This is a genomic window from Cytobacillus dafuensis, from assembly GCF_007995155.1.
GTDB lineage: Bacteria > Bacillota > Bacilli > Bacillales > Cytobacillaceae > Cytobacillus > Cytobacillus dafuensis.
In genome coordinates this window covers 1,078,806-1,097,310 of record NZ_CP042593.1, presented here as the reverse complement: position 1 = coordinate 1,097,310, position 18,505 = coordinate 1,078,806, and the positions used below count along the sequence as shown (strand labels likewise).

General features: G+C 36.3%; 15 protein-coding genes. 11 read left to right on the top strand and 4 right to left on the bottom strand.

Features of this window, described 5'->3' with window-relative positions; genetic code table 11:
- Positions 1-41 precede the first annotated feature (41 nt).
- Entirely contained in the window at positions 42-2,231 is a 2,190-nt protein-coding gene (locus tag FSZ17_RS05370) for a DNA topoisomerase III (protein WP_057775919.1), read from the bottom strand.
- Between the two features lie 300 nt (positions 2,232-2,531).
- Between FSZ17_RS05370 and FSZ17_RS23885 the strand changes: the two genes are divergently transcribed.
- The 8 genes from FSZ17_RS23885 (at position 2,532) to FSZ17_RS05335 (ending at position 12,135) form a co-directional block, all read left to right on the top strand.
- A complete protein-coding gene (locus FSZ17_RS23885; protein ID WP_267128897.1) occupies positions 2,532-2,660 on the top strand; it encodes a hypothetical protein in 129 nt (42 codons plus the stop codon).
- Complete coding sequence (locus FSZ17_RS05365; RefSeq protein ID WP_057775920.1) at positions 2,657-4,180, top strand: spore germination protein; 1,524 nt, start codon at positions 2,657-2,659, stop codon at positions 4,178-4,180. The genes FSZ17_RS23885 and FSZ17_RS05365 overlap by 4 nt, the downstream gene beginning before the upstream one ends.
- Positions 4,181-4,195: 15 nt before the next feature.
- Complete coding sequence (locus FSZ17_RS05360; protein ID WP_057775921.1) at positions 4,196-5,299, top strand: GerAB/ArcD/ProY family transporter; 1,104 nt, start codon at positions 4,196-4,198, stop codon at positions 5,297-5,299.
- Entirely contained in the window at positions 5,283-6,479 is a 1,197-nt protein-coding gene (locus FSZ17_RS05355) for a Ger(x)C family spore germination protein (RefSeq protein ID WP_057775922.1), read from the top strand. Before FSZ17_RS05360 ends, FSZ17_RS05355 begins: the two co-directional genes overlap by 17 nt.
- A 201-nt stretch (positions 6,480-6,680) precedes the next feature.
- Entirely contained in the window at positions 6,681-8,297 is a 1,617-nt protein-coding gene (locus FSZ17_RS05350; RefSeq protein WP_057775923.1) for a lactate permease LctP family transporter, read from the top strand.
- 19 nt (positions 8,298-8,316) lie between these two features.
- Entirely contained in the window at positions 8,317-9,267 is a 951-nt protein-coding gene (locus FSZ17_RS05345; RefSeq protein WP_057775924.1) for an L-lactate dehydrogenase, read from the top strand.
- A 220-nt stretch (positions 9,268-9,487) separates the two neighbouring features.
- A complete protein-coding gene (locus FSZ17_RS05340) occupies positions 9,488-10,768 on the top strand; it encodes an MDR family MFS transporter (RefSeq protein WP_057775925.1) in 1,281 nt (426 codons plus the stop codon).
- Positions 10,769-10,902: 134 nt separating this feature from the next.
- Complete coding sequence (locus FSZ17_RS05335) at positions 10,903-12,135, top strand: aminopeptidase (RefSeq protein ID WP_057775926.1); 1,233 nt, start codon at positions 10,903-10,905, stop codon at positions 12,133-12,135.
- A 127-nt stretch (positions 12,136-12,262) separates the two neighbouring features.
- On the opposite strand, the gene FSZ17_RS05330 is transcribed toward FSZ17_RS05335, so the two are convergent.
- Complete coding sequence (locus tag FSZ17_RS05330) at positions 12,263-13,420, bottom strand: DUF4309 domain-containing protein (RefSeq protein WP_057775927.1); 1,158 nt, start codon at positions 13,418-13,420, stop codon at positions 12,263-12,265.
- A gap of 334 nt (positions 13,421-13,754) precedes the next feature.
- On the opposite strand from FSZ17_RS05330, the gene FSZ17_RS05325 reads away from it, so the two are divergent.
- Positions 13,755-15,082, top strand: a protein-coding gene (locus tag FSZ17_RS05325) for an IS3 family transposase (protein ID WP_407643424.1) whose coding sequence is annotated in 2 segments (ribosomal slippage) — positions 13,755-14,124 and positions 14,124-15,082 — 1,329 coding nt in all. Because the reading frame shifts where the segments join, the coding sequence is not laid out codon by codon here.
- A gap of 64 nt (positions 15,083-15,146) precedes the next feature.
- Here FSZ17_RS05325 and panF read toward each other — a convergent pair.
- Both panF and FSZ17_RS05315 read right to left on the bottom strand, forming a co-directional pair.
- On the bottom strand, positions 15,147-16,595 hold the full coding sequence (panF, locus tag FSZ17_RS05320; RefSeq protein ID WP_057775929.1) for a sodium/pantothenate symporter: 1,449 nt from the start codon (positions 16,593-16,595) through the stop codon (positions 15,147-15,149).
- Entirely contained in the window at positions 16,592-16,882 is a 291-nt protein-coding gene (locus FSZ17_RS05315; RefSeq protein ID WP_057775930.1) for a YhdT family protein, read from the bottom strand. Before FSZ17_RS05315 ends, panF begins: the two co-directional genes overlap by 4 nt.
- Positions 16,883-17,403: 521 nt before the next feature.
- Between FSZ17_RS05315 and mscL the strand changes: the two genes are divergently transcribed.
- Positions 17,404-17,781 (top strand): large conductance mechanosensitive channel protein MscL, encoded by a 378-nt coding sequence (mscL, locus tag FSZ17_RS05310; protein ID WP_057775931.1) that lies wholly within the window; start codon positions 17,404-17,406, stop codon positions 17,779-17,781.
- A gap of 73 nt (positions 17,782-17,854) precedes the next feature.
- Positions 17,855-18,502, top strand: a complete 648-nt coding sequence (locus FSZ17_RS05305; protein ID WP_057775932.1) for a Bax inhibitor-1/YccA family protein — start codon at positions 17,855-17,857, stop codon at positions 18,500-18,502.
- Positions 18,503-18,505: the final 3 nt, after the last annotated feature.

Here is an 18,505-nt window from a genome sequence, read left to right as displayed (position 1 = left end):
GGCGAAGAACATTTGAATGCTTCTTCGCCTTTACATTTTATTTAATCCAACTTCATTCCTTTTAATAATTCGGCAAACGGATTATTAATTGGTTCAGCTTCTTTTTCTTGCTGCTTTAAATACTTTTGTACAGTACGTTTATCAACTTTTCCACTGCCTTCTTTTTTGCGACGAGCTTCAAAAGCAGATAACTTTTCACGATAACCACATTTACATGCGAAGATTTGACCTTCCCCTTCACCACGAAGTTCTAATTTCTTTTTACACTGTGGACAGCGTGCGTTTGTGACACGAGCCACGTTCTTTCGGTGACCACATTCACGATCCTGGCAAACAAGCATTTTACCTTTTTTCCCATTCACTTCAAGCATTGGCTTTCCGCAGTCAGGACATGATTTTGTGGAAATGTTATCGTGTTTATATTTTTTATTACTTGCTTTAATTTCGGACACGATTTCTTTCGTGTAGCCTTTCATTTCTTTAATAAAGACTTCTTTTTTCAGCTTGCCTGCAGCAATTGCTTCAAGTTTTTGTTCCCACTCAGCTGTTAAAGCAGGAGATTTTAATTCTTCTGGCACTAAGTCAAGCAACTGACGGCCTTTAGATGTAAGATGAATGTCTTTGCCGCGTTTTTCAATTAAGAATGAGTTAAATAGTTTATCGATAATATCTGCACGCGTTGCAACCGTACCTAATCCGCCTGTTGATTTTAATGTTTCAGCTAATCTTTTATCTTGGGTATTCATATATTTCGTCGGGTTTTCCATCGCCGATAATAAGGTTGCTTCATTAAAACGAGCTGGTGGTTTTGTTTGACCAGAAGTTTGCATAATTAATTTTACGTTTAATACATCGCCCTTCTCAAAGCGAGGTAAAATTTGTTCTTTTAAATCATCCGTTTCTTCTTCATCGACAAAACGGTTGTCATATACTTCTTTCCAACCAGCGTTAATAATCGTCTTTCCACGGGCAACGAAGTTCTCATCTCCTATTTTTGCACGAAGTGTTAATTGCTCATATTCGTATGCTGGGAAAAGTACTGCTAAAAAACGTTTTATAACCAAATCATAAATTTTACGTTCTTTGTCTGTGAATTTCGCCATTTGTACGAAGCCTTCAGTTGGGATGATGGCATGATGATCTGATACTTTACTATCATCTACAAATGCTTTAGATGTTTTTATCGGTTTACTTAACACCTTGTTTGCTAATGGACGATATTCCCCTATTCCACATGCTTTTAAACGCTCTGGAAGTGTTGCGATAATATCTGATGAGATATATCGTGAATCTGTACGAGGGTATGTTAATACTTTGTGCTGCTCGTACAGTTTTTGCATAATATTTAATGTTTCTTTTGCAGAGTAGCCGAAGATTTTATTTGCATCACGCTGCAGCTCTGTTAAGTCATAAAGACCCGGTGAGAATGATTTCTTCGGTTTTTTCTCAATTTCAGTAACAATCGTCTTTTCCCTAGTGAGTTTTCGAATGATTGTATCGATCTTCTCTTTATCGAAGTTACGTGTATTTCCGTTTGCATCTTGCCAAGTAAGCTTAAGTTTATCAGCTGTTTGTGCTTCAATACCGTAGTATGTTTGCGTTTTAAAGCTTTTAATTTCCTCTTCACGTTGGGCAATCATGGCAACAGTTGGTGTTTGCACACGTCCACAGTTAAGCTGAGCATTGAAGCGCGTTGTCAGAGCACGAGTAGCATTTAAACCGATATACCAGTCAGCTTCTGAACGTGCGACTGCTGATTGATACAAATTGTCATAGTTTTTACCTGGCCTCAAGTTGGCAAACCCATCTTTAATCGCTTTGTCAGTGACAGATGAGATCCACAAACGTTTTATCGGTTTATTGATTTTTACTTTATCAATAATCCAGCGAGCGACTAGTTCTCCCTCTCTCCCGGCGTCTGTCGCCACGATTATTTCACTAATATCCTTTCTAGTCAGTTGACTTTTAACGGCATTAAACTGTTTTCCAGTCTGCTTTATGACTGTCAATTTCAAACGATCAGGCAGCATAGGCAGATCTTCTAAATTCCATGTTTTATATTTCACATCGTAGCTTTCTGGCTCAGCAAGTGTGACTAGATGTCCTAGTGCCCAAGTTACGATATATTTATCTCCTTCTAGATATCCATTTCCCTTTTTATTACACTTCAGCACACGTGCGATATCTCGTGCGACAGAAGGTTTTTCAGCAATTACAACACTTTTTGCCATATTTATAACATCCTTTCGAGTTTCCGTAAGATAAATATAGCATACGTCTCTAATTGATTCAGTTATTCCGATCATTCTAATAAAAGGGCTACTACGGAAAACAAAGCCAAAAATGAATAATTAGACAGTTAGTTGATTAGAAAATTGTTCTATTAAAGGGATATTCAATGAAAAAAGGATTATTGCAGTTCAACTTTGTAATGGATGATCAAATTTATTTCCCTGAATAATTCCCCTTATAAAGGTAACCCTAAATTTTAGAAAAATCTCCAGACTTCTATAATTAAGGTGGGATTTGTAATGAAGAATCTAATTTCCTATATTCCAGAATGGAAGGTGTTTTTTCAAGCTAGTATCGTGTTTATTGTCCCCTATTTTTTTTCGAAAACTTTTAAATCCGTGAATCAAGCAGCTGAGCAAAGAAAATGATATGGAACAAACACAGCAAAAAATCCCATCTCTCCCAAAATGTAAATACTCATGTTACAGGAAATTATCATTTGGATTTAACAGCGATTAAACAAAAGCTTGGTGAAAATTCAGATGTTCAATACCGAGAGTTTAAACTAAAAAAATCTGATATATCAGCTGTTCTCATCTTTCTTGATGGCCTGTCAGATAAAGAATTGATTGATACCGATTTGCTTCGACAATTAATGATGCCCTTTAACTTAGGTGACCTTGAGATACTTGAAAAAGTTGGAACTAAGGATTTTATTAAGAATTATGTCCTATCCATAAGTGATATTCAAGAATCAAACGATATTAAATTCATAACTACTAAAATCCTGAATGGATCGGCAGCCTTATTTATCGATGGATCGCAGGACGTATTAATATTGGGGCTAAAGAAAGAAAAAACCCGAAATTTGATGGAACCATTATCAGAGTCATTGGTTCGAGGTCCAAGGATTGGATTTACCGAATCTCTTAGTGATAACACCGCCATTCTTCGTAACAGTGGTGAAAATGAAGATTTAACACTACTTAAAATATCTGTCGGGAAACGTTCGAAGAAAGATTTAGTCATTGCTTATATAAATGAAATTGTAAATCCAAAATTGTTGGAGGAAATAAAGAGAAGAGTCAAATCCATTGATCTTGATTATTTGGCAGAATCCGGCTATGTAGAACAGCTTATAGAAGATAATTTTTTAAGTCCTTTTCCTCAAATCCAAAGTACAGAACGACCTGATCGTGTAATAAGTGCTCTTATGGAGGGCCGAGTAGCAATATTACTTGATGGGTCACCCTTTGTATTGATTGCCCCTGTTACCTTTGGTATGTTACTTCAATCACCAGAAGACTATTATGAGCGTTGGATTCCTGGTTCTCTTATAAGGATGCTTCGATTTATAACAGCTTTTATCTCATTGTTTGCACCTGCCCTTTATATTTCATTTGTTTCCTTCCATCCTGGTTTGATTCCAACAAAGCTTGCCATATCCATGGCCGGCTTCCGACAAGGGGTTCCATTTCCAGCCTTTATTGAAGCGATAATAATGGAAGTAGCGATAGAAATACTTAGAGAAGCAGGACTCCGTCTGCCAAAGCCAATCGGACAGGCAGTTGGAATAGTTGGGGGTTTAATTATCGGAGAAGCAGCTGTGCAGGCAGGGATTGTTAGCCCTATTATGGTCATTGTCGTTGCATTGACAGCTATATCTTCCTTTGCTATTCCGCAGTATAGTTCTGCTATTGCTTTACGTTATTTGAGATTCATTGCTATGTTAGGGGCAGCCATGTTGGGGCTTTACGGAGTGGTTTTGTTTTTCCTATTGCTCTGCAGCCATTTAGTCAGGCTCAAGAGTTTTGGTGTACCTTATACCAGCCCTGCAGTACCTTTTCGCCTTAGAGATTTGCAAGATTTTATCATTAGGATGCCAATGTTTATGATGAACCGTCGACCAATGATACTTGATACTAAAGATTCTAAACGTAAGGAATAGAAAGAGGGCTGATCAATGTTCTTACAAGAAAAAAACTCCCTTACTTCAGTCCAGACTACTGTAATTATTACCAATAACATTCTCTCGGCAGGAATTATTATCCTTCCAAGAACTGCTTTAGAAGCAGGCAAAACTCCAGATGTCTGGATCAGTGTCATATTAGGAGGACTGATCTCTATCGTCTTAGGAATTGTTATGGTCAAGCTGAGCCAATGCTTTCCAAAGAAAACCTTTTATCAATATAGTTCTGACCTTTTAGGGAAGTGGGTTGGTAACTTCCTAAGTCTTAGTATGATTATTTATTTTCTTACCTTATCTTCATATGAAGTTAGAATATTGACAGAAATTGCAAACTTTTTTCTCCTAGAGGGAACTCCAAAATGGGCAATCATTATGCCCTTTCTTTGGATTGGATTATACCTACTATTAGGTGGAATATCACCATTAGCCCGTATTTCTGAAGTGATATTTCCAATAACAATAATCTTTTTCCTGTTTGTGCTCCTTTTGAGTTTTAAAATTTTTGAACCAGATAACCTACGTCCATTCATGGGACAAGGCATCCTCCCGGTACTAAAAGGGATAAAATCAACAATTTTCACCTTTATAGGAGCCGAAATTATGTTGTTAATCGTCTCTTTTATGGAAGAACCAAAAAAAGGGGTAAAAATAATTATTATTGGAATTGCCATTCCAATATTCTTTAATTTAATTGCTATCATTATGGTTATTGGGGCACTTTCGATTGATGGAGTATTACATCGAACTTGGCCAACACTCGATCTTGTTCGAAGCTATGAAGTTAGGGGAATGTTTTTTGAGCGATTCGAATCCTTACTACTTGTTATATGGACCATGCAGTTTTTCTCTACATTTTGCATTACCTATTTTTCTTCTGCATTGGGCCTTAGTCAAATATTTAATAAAAAAATTCACCCATTTCTATATGCACTACTGCCAATAATCTACATTGTTGCATCGATTCCTAAGACATTGGATGAGATATTCTTTATGGGAGATATAATTGGGAAATTTGCAATAATTTTCTTCACACTACTCCCTCTCCCCTTACTTTTCATAGCAAAATGGAAGGGGATAAAAAATGAAAAAGGATTATGAAAGACGATTCAAGTTAATCTTGCTATTTTTCTGCCTTCTTTTCATTCTAACCGGATGTTTCAGTAGCGAAGAAATTGAAGATCGTGCTTTTAACATAGGTGTTGCCATCGATAAAGTTGACGATGATGCTAAAGAAATGGATTCCCAAAAAAGAGGGGCAACTTATGAAAAGAAGAACGTACTCAAAGTTACATTTCAATATATGAACACAGTTTCTGCTAAACCAGAGGCTAAAGGAGGAGGCAAAAAACAGTATATAAACGTTTCAGAAATCGGGGATTCTAATCATCAAATGATTCGAGAAGTCGCTTTGAAACAAGAAAATCCCATTATGTTTCACCACACCAAGGTAATTATTATCAATGCTAACGTGCTTAAAGTGAATAAAATGACGGAGGTGTTGGACCTTTATTTACGTGATAACGAATTGAGGCCAACTTGTTTACTTCTAGTTAGTAGCGGTCCTGCAAAGGATGCCCTAGAAACAAAGCTACCTGAAATCATCCCTTCATTTCGTCTTATAGGAATTATTGATAATGACTACAGAAGTAACAAAATCCTGCCCCCTATGCCTCTAGCAAAATTAGAGGGTAAGATGCATTCGGGCTCAAGTTATTTATTGCAAAATGTATTTTCAGATCATGGGGATATTAAATTTTCTGGCGGAGTAATTATTGATGGAAAGACAAACTTACTCCGAGGAAAGATAACTGAAGATGAAGTAACAGGAATTAACATGATTACTGGAGAAACAAAAGGTGGACTTATAAAAGCAAGAGAAGAAAAGTCCGGAAAGGTAATCATCTATGAAATTAAGTCACTTAAAACGAAAATAATTCCCCACGTTAACCGAAATAAAATATCGTTTGATATTAAAATTAAATCTGAAGGAACTCTTACTGAAACCTGGGGAATTCCAAAGGAGTCTGAAAAAGCCTTTATTAAAAATGCAGAAAAGCTAATCGAACAGCAAACAAGGAAAATTATTAAAAAAACATTAAATACAACACAGAAAAAATACCGAGTCGATGTTGCTGATTTTGGAAACCAATTAAGCATTAGTCATCCTCACATTTGGAAAAAGGTCAAAAATAATTGGGACTCTACATTTTCAGAAATCCCAATAAATTACTCCATTCAGATAAAAATTAATGATTACGGCTCAAGAAGTCTTAAATAAAAAATTCCTGATCATAAAAGTTCTTCAATGCAATGGGCTACTACTTTATTGAATTGGAAATATTTTAAATTAGATGGAAATGAATTTGTTCCCGAGTTGTACTCAAAAATTTTGTTGGGATATAAGTACAAAGGTCTTACTTATTATTATTACTGGGGAATAATATATTTTGTCTAATCAACAAACTAGGAGTTTAACAATATGAATGTGTGGGAACAAGTATATAATCCATTGAGCAACATTTGGCTATCAGCAATTATTGCCGCAATTCCAATAATTTTTTTTATTGTATTGCTAACTATTTTTAAGGTGAAAGGTTATATTGCGGGTTTCGCTAGTATTATTGTTGCAGGAATTGTTGCAGTACTATTATATAAAATGCCTGCAATACTAGTTTTAATGTCTGCTGTTTTCGGGGTTTTATCTGGTATATGGCCGGTAGCTTCCATTGTGTTTGCTGCCATTTTCCTTTATAAAGTAACTGTAAAAACAGGAAAATTTGCCATTATTGAAAATAGCATTTCTTTTATAACTTCAGATCAAAGATTGCAAGTCCTTATTGTAGCTTATTCGTTTGGGGCATTTTTAGAAGGAGCTGCGGGATTCGGAGCACCAGTTGCGATAACAGCTGCCATTTTAGTTGGACTTGGCTTTAATCCTATGTATGCAGCAAGTATTTGTTTAGTTGCAAACATCGCAGGTGGTTCATACGGTGCAATGGGTATACCAGTAACTGTACCCTCATTGCTAACAGGTTTAGATGCGCTTGTTGTTGGAAGGTATACGGCATTAGTAATTCCAATAATAAGCTTTATAGTAGCATTCTTACTAATTTTTATTATTGATGGGATGAAAGGGATTAGACAAACATTTCCCGCCATTTTAGTTAGTGGTGTTTCTTTTGGACTTACTCAGGCATTGGTTTTAACTTTTTTAGGTCCTGAACTAACAGATATATTTGCAGCAATAGTCAGCTTAGTAGCATTAGCACTATTTTTGCAATGGTGGAAACCGAAGCAAATATTTCGCGTAAATAAAGAAAAAGCAGAAGATAAACAGGTTAAGTACTCTTTTGGACAAATAGCTTATGCTTGGTTGCCTTTTGTATTTTTAACCATTTGTGTTACATTATTTAATTTATCATTTTTCAAAAATTTATTTATACCAGGTGGTCCTTTAGAAAAACTAGTGTTGTTGCTACCCATTCCTGGATTAAATAACTTAGTCATTAAACATGTACCAATTGCTCCAATGGATACACCCTATGCTGCAGTTTTTAAGTTAGATTTATTTTCATCTACGACAACTGCTATTTTCATTACGATCATTGTCGCAATCATTCTCTTTCGCTGTAGTGGAAAGCTTCTGATAGATATTACAAAAGAGACTTCAAAAGAATTATTTCCACCAGTACTAACAATTTGTAGTGTACTTGCTTTTGCTTATATTTGTACATACTCTGGTATGTCATCAACACTTGGTTTAGCATTGGCTTCAACTGGTGAAGTATTTCCATTATTCTCACCAATTTTAGGATGGTTAGGTGTGTTTTTAACAGGCTCAGTTGTAAATAGCGGATCACTATTTGCCCCACTGCAATCTGTCACAGCTTCTCAAATTGGGATTCCACCCGAAACAATGGTAGCTGTCAATATTATGGGTGGAACAATGGCGAAAATGATATCTCCTCAGTCTATTGCTGTAGCTGCTGCTGCGGTCGGCCTTGCAGGGAAAGATAGTGAATTATTTAAATTTACAATCAAGTACAGTTTAATCTTTCTTATATTAATCGGGATTGTAAGCTATTTAATCTTTTAAATTTGAAAGGAGAAATACAGTGAGTAAGGAAAAAGTAAATCGGGTAGTATTAATTGGCACTGGTGCAGTTGGTTGTAGTTATGCTTATTCAATGATAAACCAGGGAGTTACGGAAGAATTAGTTCTAATTGATGTAAATGAATCAAAATCTGAAGGTGAAGCGATGGATCTTAATCATGGAATGCCCTTTGCACCTTCTCCAATGAAAGTATGGAGCGGTTCCTATAAAGATTGTGAAAGTGCTGACCTAATAGTAATTAGTGCAGGATTAGCACAAAAACCTGGGGAAACCCGATTACAATTATTAGAAAAGAACACAAAAATATTTAAGCAAATAGTAAAAAACATTATGGATAATAACTTTAATGGAATATTTTTAATTGCGACTAATCCTGTAGATATCTTAACTTATGTTACATTAAAGGAATCAGGACTACCGAAAGAACGAGTTATTGGTTCTGGAACGGTTCTCGATTCGGCACGTTTACGATTTGCGTTAGGTCAGTATTTCAAAGTAGATCCTCGAAATGTTCACGCTGCTATTATTGGTGAACATGGTGATACAGAGCTTCCTGTTTGGAGCCATGCATCGATTGGTATAGAACAGCTTGAAAATGTTTTGGCAAAAAAAAAGGATGCGAATAAAGGATGTTTAGAGGACATTTTTGTAAACGTTAGGGATGCGGCTTATCATATCATTGAGCGAAAAGGTGCAACGTACTATGGTATAGGTATGTCACTAGTTCGAATTACAAAAGCAATACTTTATAATGAAAACAGTATCCTGACAGTTTCCGCCTTTTTAGATGGAGAATACGGACATAAGAATGTGTATATTGGGGTTCCTGCTGTTGTTAACCGTTCAGGAATAAGAGAAATAATTGAAATTGATTTAAATGAAAAAGAAAAAGAACAATTTAATCATTCTGTTACAGTGCTAAAAGAAACTATGAGTTCTATAGTCCAATAAGACTTAACTTTATTTACAATCCTCATATAATTAGAAAAAACTGTTTTTCTCATATTTGTTTATTAATTTGATATAAGTCAACTTAAAAAAACGAAAATCGGCTGGTTAGCCGATTTCTTTTTTTTCGCAAGTTTCAAATGAAACAGAAAAGATTTCCTTGAATTACTTTCCAATTTGGTAGTATGATAGCGTTATTCTAAAAAAATATCGAGGATACATCATGAGAATTAGAGATTGGGATTCGAATTTAAAAGTTAGGTTATTCGGGGAAGCGGCGATGAATATCACCTTTTGGATGTTCTTTCCGTTTTTAACGATTTATTTTGCAGGTGAATTTGGAAAAGATAAAGCAGGACTGCTCCTTATTTTTTCTCAAGTATTTTCTGTTTTAGCCAATTTAATGGGCGGTTATTGTGCAGATCGATTTGGAAGAAAAACGATGATGGTTCTTTCAGCTTTTGGTCAAGGCATTAGCTTTCTTATATTTGCACTAGCAAATTCTCCTTGGCTTAATTCACCATGGCTTGCTTTTATTTGTTTTGCCTTTGTTGGTATTTTCGGTTCATTTTATTGGCCCGCAAGCCAAGCAATGGTGGCAGATGTAGTAGAGGAAAAGTATCGAAGTGATGTATTTGCTATTTTCTATACTTCGATTAATATCGCAGTTGTTGTTGGTCCTATTTTAGGTGCCATTTTTTATGCGAATTATCGCTTTCAGCTTCTTGTCATTGCTGGCATCATCTGTATTGCTTTAGCGGGAATATTAGCAAAAATGACGAGAGAAACTGTGCCTGAGCAACTTAATAGCAAGAAAGAGAATAATAAGTGGTACTCAATTTTACTAAATCAAATGAGAGATTACGGAATTATCTTCAAAGACAAAACCTTTCTTCTTTTTATCATTGCAGGTGTATTAGCAGCACAAACATTTATGCAGCTTGATCTCTTAATACCTGTATATACGAGTGAATTTGTTCAAAACCAAGCACTTTTCAAATTAGGAGATTGGTCTTTTACCATTCAAGGAGAACAAGCCTTTGGTATTCTTTTAGCTGAAAATGGCTTCTTTGTCGCTTTATTTACAGTCGTTGTAACAAGATTCATGACCAAATTCAAAGAAAGAAATATATTTGTCCTTTCCTCCCTTACATACGCAGCAGCGATTTTGATGTTCGGGCAAACATCTTGGATTTGGGGATTAATTATTGCTATGGCTATTTTTACATTAGCAGAGCTGATGACAGCTGGCTTGCAGCAAAGCTATGTTTCAAAAATAGCTCCGGAACATATGCGAGGGCAATATTTTGCTGCTGCCAGCCTTAGATTTACATTCGGAAAAACAATAGCTCCCATATCTATTCCTTTAACCGTATGGATAGGTTATGATTGGACATTTATTATCCTCGCTGCTCTTGCCGTTATAAGTGCCTTGTTGTATTGGATCATGTTTTCTATTTCAGAAAAAACAAAATTGCTTCCTGCAAAAAAGGGATCTGTTTGAGATCTCTTTTTTGTTTATTTAAAAAATTGGACATTAACTGGAAAAACTTTAAAGATTTTAATCTTCAAAGTTTCTTTTTTAAAAGAAAAAAGCTACAATGATAATGAAGATTCTGAAAAAGGAGAATACATATAATGAGTGAATTTCTAAAGAATTTAGAGAAATATGCAGAGCTTGCAGTAAAAGTTGGAGTTAATATTCAAAACGGCCAAACATTAGTGATTAATACAACCCTAGATGCAGCAGAATTGGTTCGCCTAGTGGTAAAAAAAGCCTATGAAGCTGGAGCATATAATGTTGTTGTTAACTGGAACGATGATATTGTATCTCGTACAAAGTATGATTTGGCACCAGATGAGGCTTTCAATGAATATCCTGAATGGCGTGCAAAAGAGGTTGAAGAGCTTGCGAAGGATGGCGCTGCATTTATGTCAATCGTTTCAACGAGCCCAGACCTATTAAAAGGGGTAAAATCTGAACGAATTGCCAATTTCCAAAAAGCAGCTGGTAAAGCACTATCTAACTACAGAAAAATGATGATGGCTGATAAAGTGAGCTGGACGGTTATTGCAGCCCCATCTCCTTCGTGGGCTGATAAGGTTTTTCCTGAAGCACCTGAAGAAACAAGAGTTCAATTGCTCTGGGATGCCATTTTTAAAGCTACACGTTCAGATCTAGAAAACCCTGTTGAAGAATGGAAAAAGCATGATAACACTCTTCATGAAAAAGTAGATTATTTGAATAACAAACGCTATAAAAAACTACACTATAAGTCACCAGGAACTGATTTAACGATCGAGCTTCCAGAAAAGCATCTCTGGTGTGGAGCTGGCAGCATTAATGAAAAAGGGCATGAATTCATGGCAAATATGCCGACTGAAGAAGTCTTCACAGTCCCATTAAGAACTGGTGTTAACGGAACTGTGTCAAGTACAAAGCCATTAAGCTACGGCGGCAATATCATTGACAACTTCACAATCACATTTGAAAATGGCCGAATTGTGAGTGTAAAAGCAGAAGAAGGCGAAGAAATTCTTAAACAGCTAGTAGAAACAGATGAAGGCTCTCATTATCTTGGAGAAGTGGCACTCGTTCCATTCAATTCACCAATTTCTCAATCAAACCTGCTTTTCTATAATACGTTATTTGACGAAAACGCCTCTAACCATCTCGCTATCGGAAGTGCCTATGCATTCTGCCTTGAAGGCGGCAAGCAAATGTCTAGTGATGAACTAAAGGAACATGGTTTAAATGATAGTCTCACTCATGTTGATTTTATGATTGGATCTGCAGAAATGGATATTGACGGTATTACTGCAGACGGAACAAGCGAGCCTGTCTTCCGAAATGGTGATTGGGCATTTTAATTGATTTAAGACATAGTGAAGGATTTATCTCATAAGGTGTCTGACATCCACATAATACACTTTATTTAGTATCTAAATCACTTATTGATACTAAATAATGTTCGTGGTGCCTGACACCTTTGATTCTTCACTTTTTCCACAAATAAATACTTCGCACTTCCTCATTAGCATCTGCCAAGAATTTGATCGCATATTTGTCTGCATTGTAAATCACACGTTTTTCTCCATTCAATTGGTCATAGCCCTCTTCTTCAGGTTCTCCAAATAAACTCTTTATCATTTTTAATGATGTTTTCACGCGTTCACCTGGAATGGAAACAGCTGTCACGATACCAGTCGTTTTTTCATAATAATAGGTGATTTCAGGATACATTACATAAGGAGTTCCAGCATCAATCCCTTCCTCTATGAATATTGGCTCGGTTTTTTTGATATTCGCAATATTCGTCCCAATTGGATATGGACTTCCAATTGGGAGGCCTTGTTTTGCTTTTTCAATTACATCACTGCTAAGCTCGAGGTTTTGGAAAGGATAATAAATTTCACTTTTTTCACTCCAACGCTCATACCATTTCTCTCCATTCTCACCTTTCAAGGTAGATTCGTCCTTCTTTTTGAACGTCATGGCTTTCTCATCAAATTCCCATGTAATAAATCTCCATTCCTGATCACCTTGTAAATGAGCTGTTTGAATGTATTTCTGGTATATTGATTTTATTTCATATCCAAAAATAGTGGTTAAATCTTCACTAAAGTGAACCTTTTTTATTTCTCCATCTTTAATAGCGAATAATAATAATTTTGAGTTCTCATTTTCACTAGGCTGCAAGATCGTAATGAACGTCTTATTTCCTAAATTCAATGGATAAACCTGGTTTAATGATGGATTAAATATAAATGGAGTGGTCCCTTCTTCATCTAAAGCTTCCTGCTTGTATGCGATAGTAGAATCCTTTTCAGCTAGATAAATGGAATAATGGCCAGTATATACTTGATTCTTTACCCCAAGATTCTCATTAAAGGAACTTTGTTCATCCTCTGCGTAAAGAAATACAGTGTATTCGTAAGACCCATCATAAGCTTCGAATTGGTAAAGCGATTTCTCTTTTAACCAAACAGTATCCTTTTTTTCCTTCTTTTCACTTATGACAGCGGGTTGATTGACTGTAGTGCTTAGTTTTTGCTGTTTTTTTTCTATTTCATTAGAAGTATTTGTTTCACTCACACAGGCTGCTAAAATACCTGATAACATGATTAAAGCTAATATATATAAATAATTTCTCATTAAAATCTCCCAGTAGGTTAAAAACATTTTTAATATTTCTTAGTAAATTATTTTTGCATGTTAAAAGTGTAACAAATAGCTAGCTATTCTACAAATCTCCCAATATACCCATTTTTCGAAAAAGTCTTTTCTAAATAGCTGTTATTGATTATTAATTTTAAACTTCACTGTTGATTTCCGCTGCAGGCACTCGCTTTAACACAGACAAAATTAAAAAGAGCAAGAACCTTAATAAAATGTACCCTATAGAGTAGACACTTAATAAAAGTGCTCTCTATAGGGTACTTTTTGTATAATCAATATGACATTTAGAGAAATTTGGAGACGGAGAATTATGACTAAAAAGCTTTTTACAGAGAAAGAGATCGCTATATTATCTAAAAACCCTTATGTTACTTCGGTTAGTTCAAAAGGGATTACCTACTCGGAGGAATTTAAGCACCACTATATTGCTGAATTTAGAAGTGGGAAATTTTTAAGACAAATATTTGAAGAAGCGGGATTTGACATTGATATTCTAGGGTGGCGGAGAATTAAATCAGCTTCGGATCGCTGGAAAAAAGCATTCGAGAAAGATGGCGTATTGGGTCTCAAAGATACGAGGAAAGGGAACTCTGGGAGACCACGTGAAAAGGAGTTATCCCTGGAAGAAAAATACGCTCGTTTGGAAGCCAAGATGAACTTATTAGAGGCTGAAAATGAACTCTTAAAAAAGATTCGAATGCTCGAAAGGGGGCTGAAGTAAAAGTACCGATCAGCCAAAGATATGTTCTTATTCGATATGTGATAGAAAAATACAATTTGAAGCATATGGTTAAATTCCTTTGCGATACAGCAGATGTTTCACGCAGCGGTTATTATCGTTATTTCTCTCCAGAGTCCGTAGAACGGAGAGAACGACAGGAATCCAAAGATGAAGTGGCAAAAGAATTGATTTTAAAGGCCTTTCGATTTAAAGGTCGCAAGAAAGGGGCACGTCAAATTAAGATGACCTTGGCGGGTCAATTTCAGTGTGTCTACAATTTAAAGAGAATCCGAAGAATTATGAAAAAGTATGACATTATTTGCCCTGCACGAAAAGCAAATCCATACAAGAGAATGATAAAGGCAACTCAGGAACATCGAGTGGTTCCTAACCTATTAAACCGCCAATTTGATCAACATACTCCTGGAAAAGTACTTCTTACTGATATTACATACCTCCATTATCACGGAGGACAAAGAGCGTATTTGTCGGTCATCAAAGATGGTTCTACAGGCGAAGTGTTAGCACATCATATGTCTAGTCGAATTACGATGGATTTAGCCACCAATACCTTGTACAAACTAGAGAAAAACCGATGGTTTAAGAAGGCTGAAGATGCCCTCATCCACTCCGATCAGGGCACTCATTATACGCACCCAGACTTTCAAAAATACGTTAAGAAACTAGGACTACGCCAGTCTATGTCTAGGAAAGGAAACTGTTGGGACAATGCGCCAATCGAGTCCTTCTTTGGTCACCTTAAAGACGAAGTGAACATCAAAGCATGTAAATCACTTGAGGAGCTTCAACGAGAGATAAACAAATATATTCGTCACTACAACCATACCCGATATCAATGGAATAGAAAAAAGATGACCCCTGTGCAATACAGAGATCATCTTCTTCAGGCAGCTTAAGCCTTTTTTTAAAAATGTCCTTTACAAGGGGTACACTTTATAATGGAACTTGCTCTTTACTTAATCAATATTGTAGATCAGCTTCTTCTTTAATCTTATTACTAGTCAATATACTAACGATAATAAACGAAATCAATGATAAAATAACTGGAAGGACGACCGTGTGCATGCCGAAGAGATTTGGATAATACAAGTGAAATATGATATAGGATCCTATCCCAATAACCATGGATGATATGGCACCAAATTTATTGCCTTTCCCCCAGTATAATCCCAGTACAACTGGCCAAATAAAGGCAGCTTCCAACCCGCCAAATGAAAATAAATTCAGCCAAATGATCAGATCTGGCGGGCTAAGGGCCATTAAAAATACAAGGATCCCTAAAATTGTCGTCACACCAAAACTCATTTTCTTTATCGTATTCTCTTCTGCATCTGGTTTTATATAATTGATATATACATCCTTTACAACAGCCGAGCTAACAAGAAGCAATAAGGAATCTACAGTAGACATAATGGCTGCCATCGGAGCTGCTAATACAACCCCGGCAAGCCATGGTGGCAATACTTCAAGAGCAATAAGCGGCATAACCTTATCGCCTACCTCAATTCCTGGAAGAATTGGACGAGCAAAAACGCCAATTAAATGCATACCAAGCATAATGAATCCAACAACAATTGTGCCAATAATGATTGCCCTATGCATTGCTTTTGAATTTTTATAGGACATCGCTCTAACGGTTACTTGTGGAAGCCCAACAACACCGACACCTACTAAAACCCAAAATGACGATACGTACAATGGAGTCAGTCCTCTATCGAATCCATAGGGACTAATTAAATTAGGATTTTCTGCTATAAGATCATTTATTATATTTGGTATTCCCCCACCTGCAATAATAACAGCTACCAGTAAAATGAGAGTACCAATAAACATGATCACACCTTGAACCGCATCTGTTAAGGCAACCGCACGAAAACCACCAATAATTACATACACCATTACAGAAATAGCAAAAATAAACAGCGCTGAGCTATAACTAAGTCCTGTAAGGGATTCAATCAGTCTTGCTCCACCAACCCACTGAGCAGCCATCGCTGAAAAGAGGAAGATGATAATGCTGAAAGCAGACAACAACACAACCCACTTACTTTTGTATCGTTCCTTTAAAAAATCAATTAATGTGATTGCTTGATACTTTCTAGCAGTAATGGCAAACTTTTTCCCTAGAACCATAAGGACGAAATATCCCGTTACAACCTGGGACATAGCAAGCAGTACCCAGCCAAGCCCTTGTGTATAAGCTACACCTGGTCCGCCAATAAAACTGCTGGCACTTCCATATGTCGCCATCATCGTCATCGCTAAAATAAATCCGCCAAGCTCTCTCCCACCAAGGAAATATTCTTGAAGAAACGAATTGGATTTATTCATTTGCTTACTTGCCCAAAAACCTACAATAAATATAAGAACCAAAAAGATAATTAATGGAGTGATGACTTGCCAGTTCATTGCTTCGGTGTCCCCCCTTCTTTTTCTTCATCAAATGGGACATCCTTAAAGAAAAATTTCACGACAATAATGACGAGGATAACCATAACGACAAATCCTACTACACAGCTATAGAAAAACCACTCGGGCAATCCTAAGATGAATTGATAGTTTTCAACTGGCTCTGATCCCATTCCGTAAGCAAAGCCAAACCACCAAATAAAATTAAATAGAACTAATCCGATTCCGATCCACGCTTCTTTTTCAGCTATTTTAAAGCGAGGATCTTTTTTCTTATTTTTCTTCATTTTATCCTCCTTTATTTACCTTCCTTTAGTATTGTATAAAAACATCAAAATTTTGCATAGAAAAAATAAAAGCGTAAGAGCCTTGATCACCCCCGACAAGCATAAGACAGGCCAACAGGAAGGTTGTTCTTTAACCTTCTTGGCGGACTGGCTTATGACCTCGAGGTCGACAAAAACGCGACGTCCTGTCGCATTGTCGACACTAGTACGTCCTGTACGTCGGGGGTAGGCGCTGGAGCTAGATAATACCATGCTCAAACTCAAAAAAAGTTGAAAATTCTATAAAGTGAAACTTCAATCAGTGGGGGTTTTCCTTCATCCCCCACTGATTGTTAGTTGAACCAATCGGGCATTTACGGGCTGTTGATCCCCCACTTAGAAATTTTTTCTTAGCTCAACTTCTTGAAGTGGGGGTCTTACAGCCCGTTAATCTGCGATAAAAAAGATACTATTATCTAGCATTTTCCCCTATCATAATAGTATAATTAACGATAATTTTGAATGGAAGGTGTTTGTATCCTATGTGGAGTGATTTTAAGAAATTCGCATTTAAAGGAAATGTATTAGATCTCGCTGTTGGGGTTGTTATTGGAGGAGCATTCGGCAAAATTGTCACCTCTTTGGTTGAAAATATTATCGTGCCTCTTACAGGTATACTTCTTGGCGGAATAGATTTGACCAAACAGCTTGTCATCACAGTTGGCAAAGCAGAAATAAATATCGGGGCATTTGCTCAAAGCATTCTTGACTTCCTCATCATAGCTTTTTCAATTTTTATTTTCATAAGGATCATTAATAAGCACTTTAATAAGAAGGAAGAACCAAAGCCTGCACCAGTCGTAGTGGATAAAACGGAAGCTCTTCTTACTGAAATAAGAGATTTATTAAAAGAAAAATAAAATTTTATGAAACTCTTTTTATGGACAATCGTATAAATATATATAGACATATCTTGATGAGGTGAATAAAGTAATGTATGTTCAGCAAACAGCTAATTATAATAATAGCCATTTACCAGCCGTATTAAGGACCTTTGCTTTGTCTTTGGGAATTGCCTTTGCCGGTACAATGGCAGGTGTTTTTGTCCCACCGGCGATGTTTCTGCCGCTCGTTTTTCTTGAAATCGGAATGCTCGTCTTTGCGTTTATCATTCGTCGTAAAAAGGCGATGTCATATTCCTTCTTATTTGCCTTTACCTTTATTTCAGGGTTAACAACTTATCCAATTGTTTCACATTACCTTACTACAATTGGTCCAGAGCCTGTACTGTTAGCACTTGCAACTACTGCAACTGTATTTACAGGGCTAGCCATTTACGCTACAACTACAAAGCGTGATTTAACTTTCTTAGGCGGTATGTTAATGGCTGCCTTATTGGCACTCATTGCCATATCAATCTTTAATCTTATCTGGCCTTTAAGTTCTTCAGGTATGCTTGCCTTCTCATTTATTGGGGTATTAGTATTTAGCGGTTACGTTCTATTTGACTTTAACCGTATGAAGCAATATGGTGTAACAGCAGAACAAGTGCCTTTAATGGCTCTTAACTTATATCTTGATTTTGTTAACTTATTCATTAATATCCTGCGTATTTTCGGAATACTTGGAAGCAGGGACTAAAAT